At 73.8% G+C, this 18381-nt stretch carries 18 protein-coding genes; 1 reads left to right on the top strand and 17 read right to left on the bottom strand.

From position 1 onward, the window contains the following. Positions 1 to 25 precede the first annotated feature (25 nt). Positions 26 to 727: a riboflavin synthase gene (locus FDO65_RS15725; protein ID WP_205850066.1), complete on the bottom strand. Its 702-nt coding sequence runs from the start codon at positions 725 to 727 to the stop codon at positions 26 to 28. A 305-nt stretch (positions 728 to 1032) separates the two neighbouring features. Here FDO65_RS15725 and FDO65_RS15720 point away from each other — a divergent pair, with 305 nt between their 5' ends. Beyond that, on the top strand, positions 1033 to 1620 hold the full coding sequence (locus tag FDO65_RS15720) for a DUF4188 domain-containing protein (protein ID WP_137450590.1): 588 nt from the start codon (positions 1033 to 1035) through the stop codon (positions 1618 to 1620). On the opposite strand, the gene rpe is transcribed toward FDO65_RS15720, so the two are convergent. From rpe to FDO65_RS15645, 16 genes are all read right to left on the bottom strand, one after another. Beyond that, entirely contained in the window at positions 1617 to 2273 is a 657-nt protein-coding gene (rpe, locus tag FDO65_RS15715) for a ribulose-phosphate 3-epimerase (protein WP_137450709.1), read from the bottom strand. The two genes, FDO65_RS15720 and rpe, sit on opposite strands and share 4 nt — an antisense overlap. 74 nt (positions 2274 to 2347) lie before the next feature. Next, positions 2348 to 3832, bottom strand: coding sequence for an RsmB/NOP family class I SAM-dependent RNA methyltransferase (locus tag FDO65_RS15710; protein ID WP_137450589.1), 1485 nt, complete (start codon positions 3830 to 3832; stop codon positions 2348 to 2350). Next, positions 3829 to 4785, bottom strand: coding sequence for a methionyl-tRNA formyltransferase (gene fmt, locus FDO65_RS15705; RefSeq protein WP_137450588.1), 957 nt, complete (start codon positions 4783 to 4785; stop codon positions 3829 to 3831). The genes FDO65_RS15710 and fmt overlap by 4 nt, the downstream gene beginning before the upstream one ends. A gap of 94 nt (positions 4786 to 4879) precedes the next feature. Then, entirely contained in the window at positions 4880 to 6943 is a 2064-nt protein-coding gene (locus tag FDO65_RS15700; protein ID WP_205850065.1) for a primosomal protein N', read from the bottom strand. 185 nt (positions 6944 to 7128) lie between these two features. Then, entirely contained in the window at positions 7129 to 7794 is a 666-nt protein-coding gene (locus FDO65_RS15695) for a GNAT family N-acetyltransferase (RefSeq protein ID WP_137450587.1), read from the bottom strand. Positions 7795 to 7802: 8 nt separating this feature from the next. Next, positions 7803 to 9005: a methionine adenosyltransferase gene (gene metK, locus FDO65_RS15690; RefSeq protein ID WP_205850064.1), complete on the bottom strand. Its 1203-nt coding sequence runs from the start codon at positions 9003 to 9005 to the stop codon at positions 7803 to 7805. A 7-nt stretch (positions 9006 to 9012) separates the two neighbouring features. Next, positions 9013 to 9162 carry a hypothetical protein gene (locus FDO65_RS22240; RefSeq protein WP_166442212.1) on the bottom strand — a complete coding sequence of 50 codons (150 nt, stop codon included), beginning with the start codon at positions 9160 to 9162 and terminating at the stop codon, positions 9013 to 9015. Further along, a complete protein-coding gene (coaBC, locus tag FDO65_RS15685) occupies positions 9162 to 10466 on the bottom strand; it encodes a bifunctional phosphopantothenoylcysteine decarboxylase/phosphopantothenate--cysteine ligase CoaBC (RefSeq protein WP_205850094.1) in 1305 nt (434 codons plus the stop codon). Before coaBC ends, FDO65_RS22240 begins: the two co-directional genes overlap by 1 nt. A 119-nt stretch (positions 10467 to 10585) precedes the next feature. Further along, on the bottom strand, positions 10586 to 10870 hold the full coding sequence (gene rpoZ / locus FDO65_RS15680) for a DNA-directed RNA polymerase subunit omega (RefSeq protein ID WP_240757638.1): 285 nt from the start codon (positions 10868 to 10870) through the stop codon (positions 10586 to 10588). A gap of 184 nt (positions 10871 to 11054) precedes the next feature. Continuing rightward, positions 11055 to 11633 (bottom strand): guanylate kinase, encoded by a 579-nt coding sequence (gmk, locus tag FDO65_RS15675; protein WP_240757637.1) that lies wholly within the window; start codon positions 11631 to 11633, stop codon positions 11055 to 11057. A 20-nt stretch (positions 11634 to 11653) separates the two neighbouring features. Further along, entirely contained in the window at positions 11654 to 11968 is a 315-nt protein-coding gene (mihF, locus tag FDO65_RS15670; protein WP_137450586.1) for an integration host factor, actinobacterial type, read from the bottom strand. Positions 11969 to 12223: 255 nt separating this feature from the next. Beyond that, the gene (locus tag FDO65_RS15665; protein WP_137450585.1) at positions 12224 to 13738 is read right to left on the bottom strand and encodes an amino acid permease; all 1515 of its coding nucleotides are present in this window, start codon (positions 13736 to 13738) and stop codon (positions 12224 to 12226) included. A gap of 115 nt (positions 13739 to 13853) precedes the next feature. Further along, the gene (manA, locus tag FDO65_RS15660; RefSeq protein ID WP_137450584.1) at positions 13854 to 15077 is read right to left on the bottom strand and encodes a mannose-6-phosphate isomerase, class I; all 1224 of its coding nucleotides are present in this window, start codon (positions 15075 to 15077) and stop codon (positions 13854 to 13856) included. Between the two features lie 132 nt (positions 15078 to 15209). Next, on the bottom strand, positions 15210 to 16526 hold the full coding sequence (locus FDO65_RS15655) for a hypothetical protein (RefSeq protein ID WP_137450583.1): 1317 nt from the start codon (positions 16524 to 16526) through the stop codon (positions 15210 to 15212). Continuing rightward, positions 16523 to 16777, bottom strand: a complete 255-nt coding sequence (locus FDO65_RS15650) for a Trm112 family protein (protein WP_137450582.1) — start codon at positions 16775 to 16777, stop codon at positions 16523 to 16525. Before FDO65_RS15650 ends, FDO65_RS15655 begins: the two co-directional genes overlap by 4 nt. Positions 16778 to 16898: 121 nt before the next feature. Next, positions 16899 to 18308: a phosphomannomutase/phosphoglucomutase gene (locus FDO65_RS15645; protein WP_137450581.1), complete on the bottom strand. Its 1410-nt coding sequence runs from the start codon at positions 18306 to 18308 to the stop codon at positions 16899 to 16901. Between the last annotated feature and the right edge of the window lie 73 nt (positions 18309 to 18381).

Genomic DNA, 18381 nt, shown 5'->3' with positions numbered 1-18381 from the left:
ATCCCGGCGCGCTGGAACACCTCTGTCACGCCGGCCGTCCCGGTCCGGTCGAGGCGTCGATGCCGGCCGCCGGGTCGATGGCGGCCGGCACCCGGGCCCCGAGCAACCGCTCGACGTACTTGGCCACCACGTCCACCTCGATGTTCACCCGGTCGCCCGGGACCCGGGCGCCGATCGTGGTCGCCGTGCGGGTCTCCGGGATGACGCCGATGGTGAACTCGGCTCCCTCCGGGGTGTCGACGACCTCGATGACGGTCAACGAGATGCCGTCCACGGCCACCGCGCCCTTGCCGGCCAGGTAGCGGGCCAGGTCGGGGCCGACGGCGATCCGGACGTCGTTCCAGGCCTCGTGCGGGACGACCGCCACGATGGTGCCGGTGCCGTCGACGTGGCCCTGGACGATGTGCCCGCCCAGCCGTGTCCCCGCGGTCACCGACCGCTCGAGGTTGACCGGGTCGCCCGGCCGACGGTCACCGATCGTGGACCGCGACAACGTCTCGGCCATCACGTCGACGGAGAACGTGTCGGTGCCGCGGTCGACCACGGTCAGACAGACCCCGTCCACCGCGATGGAGTCGCCGTGGCCCGCATCGGAGGTCACCTGGGGACCACGCACGGTGATGCGGGCGGACCCTTCCGGTCGTCCGACTGCGGGGGCCGACCCCTGGTCCGATGCGCGGCGGATCTCGACGATCTCGCCGAGTTCCTCGACGATCCCGGTGAACACCTGAATGCCTCCTACTGACGTCCTGTGCCGGCGCTCGACGGACGCCGGAAGACGGCGGCGCGACCTGCCGGACATCCATCCTGCCTCGCGCCGGGCACCGGTGACGACCGGCCCGATCACCAACGGGTCGCGCGGCAGGCCTCAGTCGCCATCGGGACGCCCGGATCCTGGCGCTGCGTCGGCCGGCGAGGGGGCGAACCTGGGTCGAGAACTCCCCGGTACCCACGTCTTGACATTCGCAAGTGCAGCTATCCAATATTGGAGAGCAGCACTATCCAAATGTGCCGACCCGCCGAGGAGACCCCATGTCCGACCGCACCGACCCGACCCGGCCCGTGACGACCGGCCGGGGTCGCGCCCGCCTCGGCCGCTTCACCCACGCCCCCCTCGACCCCGCCGACGGCGAACTCGTCGTCTTCCTCATCGGCATGACCGTGCAGCGCTGGTGGCGACCCGACCTGTGGCTGCGGACGATGAGCCGGATGGGCCCGATGCTGGCCGAGCTCTCCCGGGACCCCGACAGCGGTCTGGCCGGCTTCCGCACCGGTCTGGGCGCGCGCGGACCGTTCCTCGTCCAGTACTGGACCTCGATCGACAAGCTGTACGCCTATGCCTCCGACACCACCGCCCGGCACCGCCCGGCCTGGGCCGAGTTCAACCGCAGGGTGCGTGAGCACCCCGACGCCGTCGGCGTCTGGCACGAGACGTACACGGTGGCCCGCGCCGAATCGGTCTACGTGGCGACCCCACCGGCCGGTCTGGCCGCCGCCACCGGGGTGGTGCCCATCGGCACGGCGCGCACGGCGGGCCTGGACCGCGCCCGGGACCGGCTGGCCCGGTCGTCGTCCGTCCCGTCCGGACCGACGCCCGGTGCGCCGACCGCAGCCGTCTAACGACCGGCGGCGTCCGCCGCCAACTGCCGCAACCGGGCGATCGCCGCGGCCGGGTCCTCGGTCGAGTAGACGGCCGAACCGGCCACGAAACAGTCGGCCCCGGCCTCCGCGGCCTGACCGATGGTGTCGGCGTTGATGCCACCGTCCACCTGGACCACCACGGTTAGGTGGCCGGTGTCGACCAGCCGCCGGGCCTGCCGCACCTTGGCCATCGTCTCCGGCATGAACGACTGCCCGCCGAATCCCGGCTCGACCGTCATCACCAGCAACGTGTCGAAATGGGCCAGCGCGTCGGACCAGTCGTCCAGCGACGTCCCCGGCTTGAGCGACAGACCCGCCTTGCCCCCGGCCGCGCGGATGTCCGCGGCCGTCCGGATGGGATCACGGACGGCCTCGGCGTGCACGGTGACGTTGTAGGCCCCGGCCTCGGCGTACCCGACCGCCCACCGGTCCGGGTCCTCGATCATCAGGTGGCAGTCCAGCGGGATGTCGGTGGCCGCCCGCAACGCCTGCACCACCGGCAGGCCCAGGGTCAGGTTGGGCACGAAGTGGTTGTCCATGACGTCGACGTGCAACCAGTCGGCATCCGAGACCCGGGCGGCCTCGTCGGCCAGCCGGGCGAAATCGGCGGACAGGATGCTGGGCGCGATCATCGGGTGCACGGCCCGACCCTAACGAAATCGTCCGGATCCCGCGGACGCCCCTCCCGCCCGCACCCGGGCCACCGTCAGCGGCGACGCAGTAGGGCGAGGAACATCGCATCCGTCCCGTGCCGGTGCGGCCAGAGCTGCACCGTCGGGCCGTCGCCGAGATCGGGTACCCCGGGCAGATACGGACGGGCGTCGACGAGTTCGAGGCCCGCCGGCGCGCGCTCGGTCACCCCGACCGTCTCGCTCAGGTGCGGCGAGCAGGTCACGTATGCGACGAGCCCGCCCGGCCGCACCATCCGCGCCGCGGCGGCCAGCAGTTCCCGTTGCAACCGCACCAGGTCGCCCACGTCGGCCGGCTGCCGTCGCCAACGGGCCTCCGGGCGACGCCGCAACGCGCCCAGGCCGGTGCACGGGGCGTCGAGCAGCACCCGGTCGAACGAACCCTCCGGCAGCCCCGGATCACGGCCGTCGGCGGTGTGCACGGTGACCGGCAGACCCCGGGTGGTCCGGCGGACCAGGTCGGCCCGGTGCGGGGTGATCTCGATGGCGTCCAGGGTCGCTCCCCGCTCGGCCGCGATCGCCGCCAGCAGGGCGGCCTTGCCGCCGGGCCCGGCGGCCAGGTCGAGCCAGCGGGTGTCCGGACCGTCCACCGGCGCCGTGGCCAGGGCCAGGGCCACCAGCTGCGAGCCCTCGTCCTGGACGGCCGCCCGGCCGTCGGCGATGGCCGCCATCCCGCCCGGATTGCCGCCCCCGGAGTAGACGCCGTAGGGCGAGAACCGGGCGGGCACCCCACCGGCCATGTCGGCCAGCTCGTCCCGGTCGATCAACCCGGGGCGCGCCACGAGGTGGGTGAGCGGCGGGGCGTCGTCGGCGGCCAGCGCGGCCTCGAGCTCGGTGTCCGGGCGGCCCGCCGACCCGGTGGCCAGCGCGTCGGCGAACGCCGAGACGATCCACCGCGGATGGGCCCACCGCAGGGCCAGCACGGCCAGCGGGTCCGTCCCCGGCGGGGTCAACCGGGCGATCCACCCGTCGATGTCGTGTTCGGTGATCCGCCGCAGCACCGCGTTGACGTAGCCGGCCGCGCCCGGACGGGGGCCGGCGCGGACCAGGTCGACGGTCGCCGAGACCGCGGCGTGTGGGGGGATCCGGGTGTGCAGCAGCTGATAGCCGCCCAGTCGCAGGGCGTCGACCACCACCCCGTCCAGCTCGGCGTGCGAACGGTTGCCGCAGGTCGACGCGATCGCGTCCAGCTGACCGAGCGCCCGGCAGGTGCCGTACGTCAGCTCGGTGGCCAGGGCGGCGTCCCGACCGGTGATACCGCGTTCGCGCAGCAGCACCGGCAGCACCAGGTTCGCGTACGCGGCGTCCTCGCGGACGGCCCGCAGGACGTCGAGCGCGACCTGCCGGGCCGGGTCTTCGGCCGGTGGGCGGCTGGGCGCGGGGCGCCGGGTCGGCCCCGAGGTGCCCCGGTCACGCCCACCCGGCGGGTACGACGGCCGCGACCGGCGGTCCCCCCGTCCGCCGCGGTGGCCACCGGAGGGGTGCTGGTCGGCCGGGGTCACGAAGTCTCCTCGATGCTGGTGGTCAGGCGGGTGCCGGCGGCCGGACGGACGCCACGGGCCCAGTCGGCCGCGGCCATCGGCTTGCGGCCCGGCGGGGTGACGGTGCCCAGCCGGACCGGGAACGTCCCTGTGCCCACCAGGACCTCCCGTTTGCCGGCCACCACTTCTCCGGGGGCCGGCGCGGGACCGTCGTGGTCGGCTGCGACCGGCTCGACCGGGCCCAGGGCCAGGCGCCCCCAGGGCGACCCGGTCCAGGCCCCCGGCTCGGGGGTCACCGCGCGGATCCGGCGGTCCACCGCCGCGGCCGGCGCGGTCCAGTCGACCCGGGCGTCCCCGGGGGTGATCTTGGGAGCCAGCGTGACCCCGTCCGCCGGCTGCGGCCGGGCCTGCAGCGATCCGTCGGCCAGCCCGTCCATGGTGGCCACCAGCAAATCCGCACCCGTCTCGGCCAACCGGCCCAGTAGCGCGCCGGCGGTGTCCCGCGGATCGATCCGTTCGGTCACCACTCCGTACACCGGCCCGGTGTCCAGACCGCGTTCCAGGCGGAACGTGCTGGCCCCGGTGACGTCGTCACCGGCCCGGATGGCGGCCTGCACCGGGGCGGCCCCCCGCCAGGCGGGCAGCAGGGAGAAGTGCAGGTTGACCCAGCCGAGACGGGGCAGATCGAGCAGTGCGGGAGGGACCAGGTTGCCGTAGGCGACGACGGCCACCGCATCCGGGGCGAGGTCGGCCAGCCGGTCGGCCAGTTCCGGGTCGCGGGCGGACGCCGGGCGAAGGATCTCCACGCCGGCCGCCTCGGCCGCGACCGCCACGGGCGACGGGTACAGCCCCCGTCCGCGACCGCGGCGGGCGTCCGGGCGGGTGATGACCGCAACCACCTCGTGATCCGACCGCAGCAGCGCGGACAGCGAGGGCACGGCCGGCTCCGGGGTGCCGGCGAAGACGATGCGCAGGACCGTTCCTTCCCTGGGTGGACGCCGGATCGACCGGCCGTACCAGCGTAAACGAGCGCCCCGACGGCCGGCCCGGTCTCCGGCGGCCTGCGGATCAGAACAGGGCGGTCGGATCGACCTGGACCCGGACGCTGCCGGCGTCCTTCCGGGCCGACCGGGCCACCACGAGGGCGCGGACGGCGGCGAGCATCGTCCGACGATCCCGGGGCCCGGCCCGCAACAAGGTGCGAACCCGCGGTTCGAGCGGACCCGTGGGCGCGCCGGACGCCCCGGCCGTCCGGGACGGTGGGGGCGGTTCCAGATCCACCGGCCCGAGGACCTCCACCCCGTCCGGCGGTTCCCACCCGTCCAGCAGCGTCGCCATCACCGGTTCGGTCGCGTCCAGCGAGACCATCGCCGACACCGGGGGGAATCCCAGCTCGCGTCGAGCGGCCAGTTCCGCCGCGGCGGCGCCCACCGCGTCCCAGCGGATCAACGCCTGCACCGTCGGCGTCCCCACGTCGGCCCCGACGACGACCCGGCCCCCTTCGCCGACCGGCCGGACCAGCGCGGCGGCCGCCATCCACCGGCGCAGGGTCTCCTCACCGGCGCGCAGATCAGGACGCCCGAGCAGCGCCCAGCCGTCCAGCAGCAGCGCCGCGCCGTAACCGCCGTCGGCGACCGGTTCGGCGCCGGGAGTGGCGATGACCACAGCGGGACGGCCGTCCACCCGGTCCCGGACGTGCGGGGCCGCCGACGTGATCACCGGCACCGCCGGGAACGCCCGACCGAACTCCTCAGCCGTCCGGCCCGACCCGACGGTCACCGCCCGCAGCTCCGGACTGCCGCACGCCGCGCACACCACATGGGCGTCGGGAACCCCGCACCACCGGCAGGTCGGGGGGCCGCCGCGGTCGGGTTGCCCGAGCGGGCCGGCGCAGCGCCGACAGGACGACGGGCGCCGGCAGCGCCCGCACGCCAGCGCCGGCCGATAGCCGCGCCGCGGCACCTGCACCAGGACCGGCGCCCCGGCCGTCAACGCCGACCGGGCCGCCGCGAAGGCGGTCGGAGACAGCCGGGCGTGGGCCGCGCCGGAATCCGCGCCCGGCCCCCACCCGTCGGCCGCCGCCTCGATCCGGGGCGCGGCGACGCGCACCCGTTCCCGGGCCGCCGTGATGGGGTGGGCCCAGCCGGACTCGACCAGCAGCTGCGCCTCGGCCGTCCGGGCGAAGCCGCCCACCAGCAGGGCGCACGGCCGGGCGGCCGACCGCAGCATCAGCACCTCGCGGGCATGCGGGTACGGCGCACGGGGCTCGGCCAGCAGGTCGTCGCCGTCGTCCAGGACCGCGACCAGGGCCAGGTCGGCGACGGGGGCGAAGACGGCGGCCCGCGTTCCGGCCACCACCCGCACCTGGCCGCGGCGCACGGCCAGAAACCGCCGGTACCGCTCCGCCGGTCCCAGTTCGGCGCTCAACGTCACGTGGGGTCGTCCCCCCAGGCCGGCGGTCAGCGCCTCGTCGAGCCGTCGCAGGTCACGGGCGTCCGGGACGATCAGCAGCACCCCGGAATCCGGCGGGACCGCCGCCGCGGCCTCCACCACCCGGGCCGTCCAGTCGGCCCCGGGCAGGGCCTGCCACACGGCACGGGCCGGACGACGGTCGCGCAGGGCGGTCAGGAACGCCGGCCCGGCCTGGTAATCGGCCCAGCCCCCGACGGCCGGGGTCGTGTCGGATTCGGGCGCGACCGGCGGGTCGGACACCGGCTCGGCCTCCACCCGTGCGTGCCGGGGCGGGATCGCCAGCCGGAGCACGTCGCCGATCGACCCGGCGTACCGGTCGGCCACCGCCCGGGCCAGGGCGGCGATCTCGGCGGTCAGCACAGGCTCGGGCGAGACCACCCGCTCCAGCCAGGCCAACCGGCCTCCGTGCTCGGACTCGGCCCGTCGTTCGACCACGAACCCGGGTACCGCCCGCCCGGCGAACCGGACCTTGACCCGGACCCCGGGTTGGGCTGTGGCACTGTCGGCCTCGTCGACCAGGTAGTCGAACGGCCGGTCCAGATGGGCCAGCGGGACGTCGACCAGTACCCGGGCGATCGGCCGGTCGACCGCCCGGGTCCGTTCCCGGGACGTCGCGGGCCGGCGGCCGGTGACCTCGGGTCGGCTCGCGGACGTGGTCACTCCTCGTGGATAGCAGAACGGTCCGACAGGACGCGGCCGGGATGCGGCGGTCGCGTGCCGCCCCGGTCCGCCGGCGCGGGTGAAAGCCGCTGGCGCTGATCGAGTGTGCGGTGGGGGCGGCTCCCACGGCGTGGTGCGGCGTGATGATCGGCGCCAGCACAGTGGGGCGGCGTCAGCGGACCTGTTCAGCGCCGGCCGATGATCCGTTCCTGCAGACCCAGCCGGACGGTCGGCCAGTCGGCGTCGATGATCGAGAAGACCACGGTGTCCCTCAGCACCGGCGGGTCGGTCGGCGCACCGTCCGGCCCGGCCGGCGGCCAGAACTGGTGGTTGCGCAGCACACCGTCCTGCTTGGCCCCCAGGCGGGCGATCGCCGCCCGGGACCGGTGGTTGTGCCAGTGGGTGCGGAACTCGACGGCGACGCAGTCGAGCTCCTCGAACGCCCGGGTCAGCAGCAGGAGTTTGGCCTCGGCATTGACACCGGTGCCCTGTGCGCTGCGGCGGAGCCAGGTCGAGCCGATCTCCAGACGCCGGTTGTCCGGGTCGACGTTCATGAACGTCGTCATGCCGACCACCCGGTCCGCGGTGGTGGGATCGGTCGCGACCACCACCCACGGCGCCATGCTGCCGGCCCGCTGGAGCGCGAGCCGACGGTCGATCTCGGCCGCCATCCCTTCCGGCGGGGGGATGCGGGTGTACCAGGTGTGCCACAACTCGCCGTCCCGGACGGCTTCGGCCAGCTGGTCCCGGTGCCCCACGGTCAACGGCTCCAGCCGCACCCCGGCGCCGGAGAGCGGCGGGGTGGCGGCGTACTCGTCCCGGGACCCGGGGCCGGGCCGACGACCGAACACCGCTGCGGTCAGGCGCCGACGAGCGACTTCAGGTCCGCCGCCCGGTCGACGTTCTCCCAAGGCAGGTCGATGTCGGTCCGCCCGAAGTGCCCGTAGGCCGCGGTCGGCGCGTAGATCGGCCGCTTGAGGTCGAGATCGCGGATGATCGCGGCCGGGCGCAGGTCGAACACCTGCCGGATGGCATCGGAGATCTTGTCCGGGTCGACCTGTTCCGTCCCGAAGGTCTCCACGAACAGGCCCACCGGGGCGGCCTTGCCGATGGCGTAGGCGACCTGCACCTCGATGCGCTCGGCCAGACCCGCGGCCACCACGTTCTTGGCCACCCAGCGCATCGCGTACGCCGCCGACCGGTCGACCTTCGACGGGTCCTTGCCGGAGAACGCGCCGCCGCCGTGCCGGGCCATGCCGCCGTAGGTGTCGACGATGATCTTGCGGCCGGTCAGACCGGCGTCGCCCATCGGACCACCGATGACGAACCGACCGGTCGGGTTCACCAGCAACCGGTAGTCGCTGGTGTCCAGGTCGAGCGCGTCGAGCTCCGGCTGCACCACCTGGTCGCGGACGTCGACCGCGAGCAGCTGCTCGAGGTGGATGTTCTCGGCGTGCTGGCTGGAGACGACGACGGTGTCCAGGCGGACCGGCTTGTCGCCCACGTACTCGATGGTGACCTGGGTCTTGCCGTCGGGCCGCAGGTAGGGCACCGCGCCGGACTTGCGCACGGTGGACAACCCCCGGGACAGCCGGTGGGCCAGGGCGATGGGCAGCGGCATCAGCTCGGGGGTGTCACTGCAGGCGTACCCGAACATCAGCCCCTGGTCGCCGGCGCCCTGCGAGAGCAGGGCGTCCTCGGAATCCCCTTCGGCACCCGTGCGCACCTCCCAGGCGGTGTCGACGCCCTGGGCGATGTCCGGGGACTGCGCGCCGATGGCCACGTTGACCCCGCAGGACGCGCCGTCGAAGCCCTTGGCCGAGGAGTCGTAACCGATGGCCAGCAGGCGTTCCCGGACGATCGTCGGGATGTCCGCGTAGGCGCTGGTGGTCACCTCGCCGGCCACGTGCACCTGACCGGTCGTCACCATGGTCTCGACCGCCACCCGGCTGGCCGGGTCCTGACGGAGCAGCTCGTCGAGGATCGAGTCGCTGATCGCGTCGCAGATCTTGTCGGGGTGGCCTTCGGTGACCGACTCCGAGGTGAACAGGCGGGACGTCACGTTGGGCTTACTCCTCGATCGGATGGAACGGGCCGGACGGGCGGAACTGCCCGGGCGCCGCGCGGGGTGCGGCGATGACCGCTCCCCGGGCCCGGTACCCCGGCATGGTCGGCCACAACCCGCAGGTGCGACCGCCGTCGGCGTTCGATTGTGTCATCAGCGGGCATCGGTGCCGCCGAGGGTGGGACCCGACCCGCCGAGCCGACGGGACAGGGCATCGACCACGGCGGCGGCCAGCACGGACTTGGGGCCGAGCGGCACGCTCGCCTCCAGTTCGATGTCGTCCGTCGCACCGGCCGCGGCCAGCAGCCAGGCGGCGTTGTCCGGACGTCCGAACGCCCGACCGGCGTCGACCCGGTTGACGACCAGGACGTCGCAGCCCTTGCGGCGGAGCTTGTCCCGGCCGAAGTCGAGCACGGACGTGGTCGGGTCCGCGGTGCCGTCGCCGGTCTCGGCCGCGAACCCGACGACGACGGCGGCCCGGTCCGGTCCGGGGCGGGACAGCGCGGCCAGGATGTCCGGGTTCTCGACCAGACCGATCGTCGGCGGGCCCTGACCGGCCGCCTTCTTGATCTTGACGGCCGAGGGGTCCATGGGCCGGAAGTCGGCGACGGCGGCGGTCATCACCACGGCGTCGACGGGTCCGCCGTCCGCGCCGACCGTCGTCTCCAGCATCGCCTCGTGCAGCTCGAGGGCCGTCCCCACCTGCCGCACCCGCACCCCGGGCGGCTCGACGAGGTCGACATTGGCCGCGACCAGGGTCACGTCGGCACCGCGGGCCGCGGCGACCAGCGCGATCGCCCAGCCCTGCCGGCCCGACGAACGATTGCCCAGGTACCGCACCGGATCCAGTGGTTCGCGGGTGCCGCCGGCCGAGACGACGACCCGGCGACCGGCGAGGTCGAACGGCAGGGCGTCGGCGCGGCGGAGCAGCAGGTCGGCGAGCTGGGCCAGGTGCTCGGGTTCGGGCAGCCGGCCGGGACCGGAGTCGGCGCCGGTCAGCCGGCCCACGGCCGGGTCGACGACGACCACCCCGCGACGGCGCAGGGTGGCGACGTTGTCGACGGTGGCCGGGTGGGTCCACATCTCGGTGTGCATGGCCGGGGCCATCAGCACGGGGGCCCGGGTCACCAGCAGGGTCGCGGTCAGCAGGTCGTCGGCCTGCCCGGTGGCGGCACGGGCCAGCACGTCCGCGGTGGCCGGGGCGATGACCACCAGGTCGGCCTGCTGGCCGGTGGCCACGTGGGTCACGGCCGGGACGTCGAAGAAGGTGTCGGCCGAGACCGGGTGCCCGGACAGGGCCTCCCAGGTGGGGGCGCCGACGAAATCGAGCGCGGCGCGGGTGGGGACCACGACGACGTCGTGACCGTCGGCCCGTAGGCGTCGGAGCAGGTCACACGCCTTGTAGGCGGCGATGCCACCGCCGACCCCGAGCACGATCCGACGCGGACGGGGCGGCAGGGACGCCACTGCCGCCTCGGCTCCGGCGGGCGGGGTGCCCACGGTGCCGGGCGGCAGTGACGAGGCCGGCCGGTCGGTCGCGGAGGCGACCAGCCGGTCCGGCGGGGTGGGCCCGAAGGTCACTCGCCCTCGGTGTGCTCGAGCAGACCGGCGTTGATCTCGCGGAGCGCGATCGACAGCGGCTTCTCCTTGGGCAGCGGCTCGACCAGCGGGCCGACGTACTCCAGCAGACCCTCACCGAGCTGGGCGTAGTAGTCGTTGATCTGCCGGGCGCGCTTGGCGGCGTAGATCGACAGGCCGTACTTCGAGCTGGTGCGGGTGAGCAGCTCGTCGATCGGCGGGAAGGTGATGCCGGCCGCGGCCATCTCGGCGGCGGTCGGGGTACCGGTCTCGGCAGTGCTCATCGCACGGGCTCCTCACAGCAGGGGGTGATGCTTCTGATGCCGCGCGGAACGCCCGGCAGACGGGCGGACCCGACGGCGGGCGAGTCGCGGCGTGAGTGGAACGGACGGGCCGACGCCGGCGGCCGGTGGCGGCTCGCGAAGGAGCATGCCGATGGTCACGCGCAGCACGGAACGGCGAGCCGACTCACGACTCAGCCAGCAATCGTATCAACCCGTCGACCGCGGCATCGACGTCCGTGTTCACGATCGTGTGGTCGAACTCCGCCTCGGCGGCGAGCTCGGCCCGGGCCGCGGTGAGCCGGCGCTCCTGGGTCTGCTCGTCCTCGGTGCCCCGACCGATCAGCCGCCGGGCCAGTTCCTCGAACGACGGCGGAGCCAGGAACACCAGCACCGCCTCAGCGCCCAGCCGCGGCGACGAGCGCACCTGCCGGGCGCCCTGGACCTCGATTTCCAGGAGCACGTCCGTTCCGGCGGCCAACCGCTCCTCCACCGGGCCCTGGGGCGTGCCGTAGTAGTTGCCCGCGAACTGCGCGTACTCGAGTAGCTCCTGCCGCTCGATCAGCTCCGCGAACTCCTGCGCGGTGACGAAGAAGTAGTCGACCCCGGGCCGTTCGCCCGGCCGCTGCGTCCGGGTCGTGGCCGACACCGAGTACCACAGCTGCGGGCACCGCACCCGGATCCGCTGCAGCACGGTGCTCTTGCCGACCCCGGAGGGGCCGGACAGCACGAACAGACGACCACGCCGCACGGTTCCCCCGGTCACCGGCCGAGCGTCGGTGTCGCTCAGAAACCGAACTCGTTGAGCAGGGCCTGACGCTGACGCTCGCCCAGTCCGCGCACCCGACGGCTGGGGGCGATCTCGAACTGCTCCATCAGCTGGGCGGCGCGGACCTTGCCGACCCCGGGCAGCGCCTCGAGCAGGGCCGAGACCTTCAACTTGGCCAGCGCCTCGTCCGACTCGGCGTCGGCGAGGACCTGCTTGAGGGACGTGCCGCCGCGCTTGAGCCGCTCCTTGAGCTCGGCACGGGCACGACGGGCGGCGGCGGCCTTCTCCAGGGCCGCAGCACGCTGCTCGTCGGTCAGTTGGGGCAGTGCCACGTCAGGCCTCACTTCGTGGGTCAGGGCTGTGCAAACAGATGGGAAAGGTCGATCGGGTCGGCGTGTGTCGGTCACGGCACCGGCGTGCCGGCCGTCCCGCCGCGCCAGGCGGGCGGCATCGGAGCTGGTCACCGGAGGAGGACCCACCGCTGGTGGCAGTGCCACCCGATCCGGCTCCGAACCTACCCAGGGGCGACCGTGGCGGCAAACCTCGGGCTGGGCGAGCCGTCGGCCGACCCGCCCCGGCGACCGTCGTCAGGGCTTGTCACGGGGGTCGGCAGCAGCGGCCCGGCTCTCCTGGGCGGACCGTCGGCCGAGCACCGAGTGCTTGCGTCCGTAGAAGTAGTAGACGGCGAAGCCGATCACCATCCAGACCAGGAACCGGATCCAGGTCTCCGCGGTCAGGTTGACCATCAGCCACAGGCAGGCCAGCACCGCGAGGATCGGCAGCACCGGGACGAACGGGACCTTGAAGGAACGTTCGAGGTCCGGTCGGGTGCGGCGCAGCACGATGACGCCGATGGAGACGAGCACGAAGGCGAACAGCGTGCCGACGTTGACCATCTCCTCGAGGACACCGATGTCGACGAACCCGGCCACGAGTGCGACCACGGCGCCCACCCCCAGGGTGATCCGCGCCGGGGTGCCGGTCTTGTCGCTGACCTGGGCCAGTCCGCGGGGCAGCAGCCCGTCGCGGCTCATGGCGAAGATCACCCGGCTCTGACCGAGGATCAGCACGAGGACCACGGTCGTCAGGCCCGCGATGGCGCCGACGGCGATCACCTTGGCCGCCCAGTCGACGCCGATCAGGGAGAAGGCGCTGGCCAGGGTGGCCTGGTCGCCCGGCAGCTCGGTGTACGGCACCATCCCGGTGAGGGCCAGCGTGACCAGCACGTACAGCACGGTCACGATGACGAGCGAGCCGAGGATGCCGCGCGGCAGGTCCTTCTTCGGGTTCCGGGTCTCCTCCGCGGCGGTCGCCACCACGTCGAAACCGATGAAGGCGAAGAACACCAGCGACGCGGCGGCGAGCAGACCGAACCAGCCGAAGCTGGTGCCCGCGTTCCCGGTCAGCAACTGGAACAGCGGCTGCTGCAGGGCGGGGGTCGGGTCCTCGGCCGGCGCCGGCACGGCCGGCGGGATGAACGGCGACAGGTTCGCCGGGTTGAAGTGCAGGAACCCGACGACGATGACGAGCAGCACGACCGCGACCTTGATGGCGGTGATGATCGCGTTGGCCCGGGCCGACAGCTTCGTTCCGGACACCAGCAGCAGGGTGACGACGGCGACGATCAGGACGGCGCCCCAGTCGAACGTGGTGAATCCGAGGTCGACGGTCGAGGACAACGACCCACCGAACTGCTCGAACAGGTTGCCCAGGTACAACGACCAGCCCTTGGCCACCACGGCGGACCCCAGGGCGAACTCCAGGACCAGGTCCCAGCCAATGATCCAGGCGACCAGCTCGCCGAGCGTGGCGTACGAGAACGTGTAGGCCGACCCCGCGACCGGGACGGTGCTGGCGAACTCGGCGTAACACATCGCCGCCAGGCCGCACGCGACGGCCGCGATGACGAACGACAGCGACACCGCCGGTCCCGCGGTGGTCGCGGCCACCCGGGCCGTCAGGGTGAAGATGCCCGCGCCGATGACGACGGCGACGCCGAAGATCGTCAGGTCCCAGGCGCTCAACGAGCGCCGGAGCCGGTGCCCCGGCTCGTCGGTGTCCTGGATCGACTGCTCGATGGACTTGGTGCGCCAGATGGACACGCGGTCTCCTCTGCCCCGGGGAACGTCGGGAGCGATCCTCCTACAGGCCGGTCGATGTTCACCCACCCGACCCCCACCATTCCCCGGGACACGGCGATGACGCACCGCGAGCAGGTCAGTCGGACAGACCGTCCCGGGCCCGGAACACGGTGGCCGGCCCGCTGACCCGGATCGGCCCGTCGGCCGCGGCGACCCACACCGACCGGCCGCGGGGCACCGTCAGGGCCTCGCCCCCCCCGGCCGCGTCTGCCCCATCGGGCACGCGTTCGACGCGCAACTCGCCCTCGAAGACCAGCAGCACCTGCGGGCCGTCGTGGTGCAGCGTCCGCGGTTCGTCGCCGAGGTCCAGACGCGACAACCGGAACTCGGGGAACGGGGTCGCGAAGACGACCTCGTCCGGCACGTCGCCGGGCTCGCCGTCCTGGAGCGGGACGGCGACCGGCGCGAAGTCCAGGACCCGCATCAGTTCCGGGACGTCGACGTGCTTGGGGGTGAGTCCGCCCCGCAGCACGTTGTCGGAGTTGGCCATGATCTCGATGGCGGCCCCGGACAGGTAGGCGTGCAGGTTGCCGGCCGGCAGGGACAGCGCCTGCCCCGGACGCAGGGTCACGTGGTTCATCAGCAGGCTGGCGAGCACCCCCGGATCCCCCGGGTACCGCTCGCCCAGCTCCAGGGTGGTCCGGTACTCGTCGGCGAACCGCGACCCTTCCCGCACCCGGTCGACACAGCAGGCCAGCACGTCGGACAGCAGCGGATCCAGGGCACTGGACGGCAACGTGATGCCGACCGAGAAGAACGCCCGGATGCCGCCGGCGTCCGGTTGACCGGACAACAGGCCCAGGTAGTGCTCCAGCCGTGGCGACCCCAGCTCCTGCAGGATCTCGACGGTGTGGGCCGGGTCGCGGAACCCGCACAGCGCCCGGAACTCGGTCAGGGCGTAGACCAGCTCCGGCTTGTGCGAGCTGTCCTTGTAGTTCCGGTTCGGCGACGAGCGCGGGATGCCGGCGTCCTCCTCGGCGGCGAAACCGCGGGCGGCCTGATCGGCCGACGGGTGCGCCTGCAGCGACAACGGCTCGGCCGCGGCCAGCACCTTGAGCAGGAACGGCAGCCGATCGCCCAGATGCTTGCGGACCCGACCGCCCAGGGCGGCTTCCGGGTCGTCGGCGACGACGTCGACCAGTGCCCGTTCCCCGTCCGGGCCGACGACGGTCGACGAGTCCGCCGGGTGGGCCCCGACCCAGAGCTCGGCCTGCGGATGCGCCGAGGGTGACGGCTCGCCCAGCAGTTCGGCGATGGTCGTGCGCGACCCCCACGCGTACGGCCGGATCCGGTTGTGCATCACGTCCACGAGACGCCCTCCCGGGTCTTCATGTGCTCCATTTCTCCATTCCCCCTGCTGACGATGATGCCGCACCGCGGCGTTCGGACCTCGATCTGCGGTCCACCGCCGCCGATGAGCGGTGACCGTGGGTCAGGACCAGCGAGGCGGCCACTCCGCGCCCGATACCGTGCCCGACCGGTCCCCCGGCGGACCCTCCAGACGGGCCCCGGCGGTGACCACCGGGCGGAACAGGGCCGCCCCGGCCGGGCCCAGGCCCTCCGGCGCGTCGGACGGCGGACGGGCCCCGGTGACCAGGCCGGTGTAGACGGCGGCGAAGTCGACCCGGGCCAGGAGGTCCAGCAGGGCGGCGAGACGGTGCTGCACCGGCGACCGGGGACCGGCGGCCCTTCCCGAGCCCGGCAGCGCGGCCGGCGCCGCGAACGGATCGTCGTCCGGTCGACCGGGGACGGCGACCTCGTCCGCGCCCAGCCGGAGCGCCCGGGGCAGGGCGTCCGGGGCCAGCGGTGGGCGACCGGTCGGTCCCGGGCCTCCCAGCAGCTCCCCCGACACGGCGTCCGGGGTGCCGACGAGCACGACGGCTGCCCGGTCGGCCGGGTCGGCCCAGTCCGGTTCGTCGTCGGCGAACGGATCAGCGAACAGGTCGGCCGACCCGGCCGCCATCCGGGCCACCAGCGGGGCCGCCGCCGGCACGTCGGTCGAACGCAGTGCCGTCACCGGCCGCCCGCCCAGTGCGGCGAAGGCCAGCACGGCGTGTTCGGCGACGGCGTCGCCCACCGGGTCCAGGCCGATGAACACCGGTGGGCCACCGAGGACGTGTTCGGCCAGCAGCAGGGCCGGGTTGACGAAGAAGTCGGTGTTCGGATGGCAGGCGACGGCGATGCCGTCGACCTGGTCGGCCAGGTCGGCCAGCGCGGCCGGGGAGACGTCCACGGCCGGCAGCAGGCCCGCCGCGCCCGCGACGCCGACCAGCAGGGCGAGACGCCCGGCGGCGGCCAGCGCCTCGGGGACCGCGATCGTCGGGACCAGCACACCGGTCCCGGCCCGACCGGCCATCGCCGGCACCGGCCCGTCCGCGGCGCAGCGGGTGATCACGGAGGCACCCCGACGGACGGCCACGGCCAGCGCCTCGGCGGCGGCGTGGTCGTCGACCGTGGTCGCCAGCACCACGACGACATCCAGCGGGCCGACCCAAGGCGGCAGGGACGGGGCGGCGACGATCGGGACGGGGCAGCCCGGGCCGATGACCGCAGTGAGCAGGGCGACCGCGGCGGGCGCGCCGGAACCGACGACGACGAGCGCGCGGGGCCGGTCGAGCGACGGCAGACGGGACAGCTGGTCGGCGACCGCCCGGACCTGCGCACCAGCCAGGGCGGCCGCGGGCAGTAGGTCCGAACCCACGTCCCAGGGGCGCCGGGCGATGTCGTGCAGACCCTGCGGACCGGTCACGACGAGACCGGTCCGTCCGGTGGTTCGGCCTCGTCGAGCAGCAGGACCGGGATGCCGTCCCGGACCGGGAACACCCGGTGGCATTCCGGGCAGAACAGGGACGTCGCGGCGTCGGCGGGCGCGGGCGACCCGGGTCGGCCCGGTCGCAGCGCCGCCCGGTGGGGCGTGGGGCAGGCCAGGACGGCGAGCAGGCGCGGGTCGAGAGCCGCCGGGCTCGCCGCCGGGGAAGCGGAGTGCGGGGTGCTGGTCATCGCCGACCACCTTGTCACAGAAGCGGGTCCAACCGGACCCGTTCGGACCCGTAGGGCACCGAGGGTGTTCCCGGTCCCGACCCGTTTCAGTCGGGTCGGGACACGGGTCTGCCGTCGCGGGTCAGGACCGGATCAGACCGAGGATCTCGTCCCGCAGGGCCCCCATGGCCGGCTCGTCGGCCGCCTCGACGTTCAGGCGGAGAAGTGGTTCGGTGTTGCTGGCCCGGACGTTGAACCAGCCACCGTCGGGCAGGGTGACCGTGATGCCGTCGAGTTCGTCGACCTCGGCGTCGTGGTCGGCCGCCCACGCCCGGATCTGGTCGAGCTTGATCGAAGCGTCGGGCACGGTCGAGTTGATCTCGCCCGACGCGGCGTACCGGGAGTACGCGGCGACCAGGTCCGAGAGCGGGCCGTCCTGCTCCCCCAGCGCGGCCAGGACGTGCAGGGCCGCGAGCATCCCCGTGTCGGCGTTGAAGAAGTTGGCGAAGTAGTAGTGGGCGGAGTGCTCGCCGCCGAACACCGCGCCGGTCCGGGCCATCTCGGCCTTGATGAAGGAGTGACCGACCCGGGTGCGGATGGCCTGGCCGCCGTTCTCGCCGACGATCTCGGGGACGGCCCGGGAGGAGATCAGGTTGTAGAGGATGGACGCCCCGGGGGCCTTCGCCAGCTCGCGGGTGGCCACCAGGGCGGTGATCGCGCTGGGCGACACCGGCTCGCCCCGCTCGTCGACGACGAAGCAGCGGTCGGCGTCCCCGTCGAACGCCAGGCCGATGTCGGCCCCGACCCGGCGGACCTCGGCCTGCAGGTCGACCAGGTTGGCCGGCTCCAGCGGGTTGGCCTCGTGGTTGGGGAAGGAGCCGTCGAGCTCGAAGTACATCGCGTCGATGGTCAGCGGCAGATCGCCCAGCACGGCGGGCACGGTGTAGCCGGCCATCCCGTTACCGGCGTCGACGACGACGTGCAGCGGGCGGATCCCGGTGAGGTCGACCAGCGACTTCAGGTAGTCGGCGTACTCGGCGACCAACGATCGCTCGCTGACCGTGCCCGGGGTGGCGGCGACGACCGGCTGGGCCTCGCCGTCCAGGACGGCCTGGGCCTCGTCGCGGACGCGGGCCAGCCCGGTGTCCAGGCTGATCGGCTGCGCACCGGCGAAGCACATCTTGATGCCGTTGTAGCGGGCGGGGTTGTGAGAGGCCGTGAACATGGCCCCGGGCATATCCAGGTGACCGGAGGCGAAGTAGAGCAGATCGGTCGACCCGAGCCCGGCCATGACGACGTCCAGGCCGGCCGTGGTGACCCCCTCGGCGAAGGCGCCGGCCAACTCGGGCGAGGAGTCGCGCATGTCGTACGCCACGACCACCGAGGTGGCGTCCCGTTCGGCGAGCTGGACGGCGAAGGCGTTGCCGATGGCCCGGGCGACGTCGGAGGTCAGCTGCGAGCCGACCAGTCCGCGGACGTCGTAGGCCTTGACGAACTCCGACAGCCGCGGGGCGGCCCCGCCCGTCTCGTCATCGCGTACCGAAACGCCCACGCCGCACTCCCTGGATCCGCGTGCCGCGAAGCGTCCGCCCCGCGCCGATGGTCGAACGCACCGGACGGTGCGG

It is taken from the genome of Nakamurella flava (assembly GCF_005298075.1).
Taxonomy (GTDB): domain Bacteria; phylum Actinomycetota; class Actinomycetes; order Mycobacteriales; family Nakamurellaceae; genus Nakamurella; species Nakamurella flava.
Note: the sequence above shows the minus strand (reverse complement) of the source record. Positions and strands in the feature narration are given on the sequence as shown.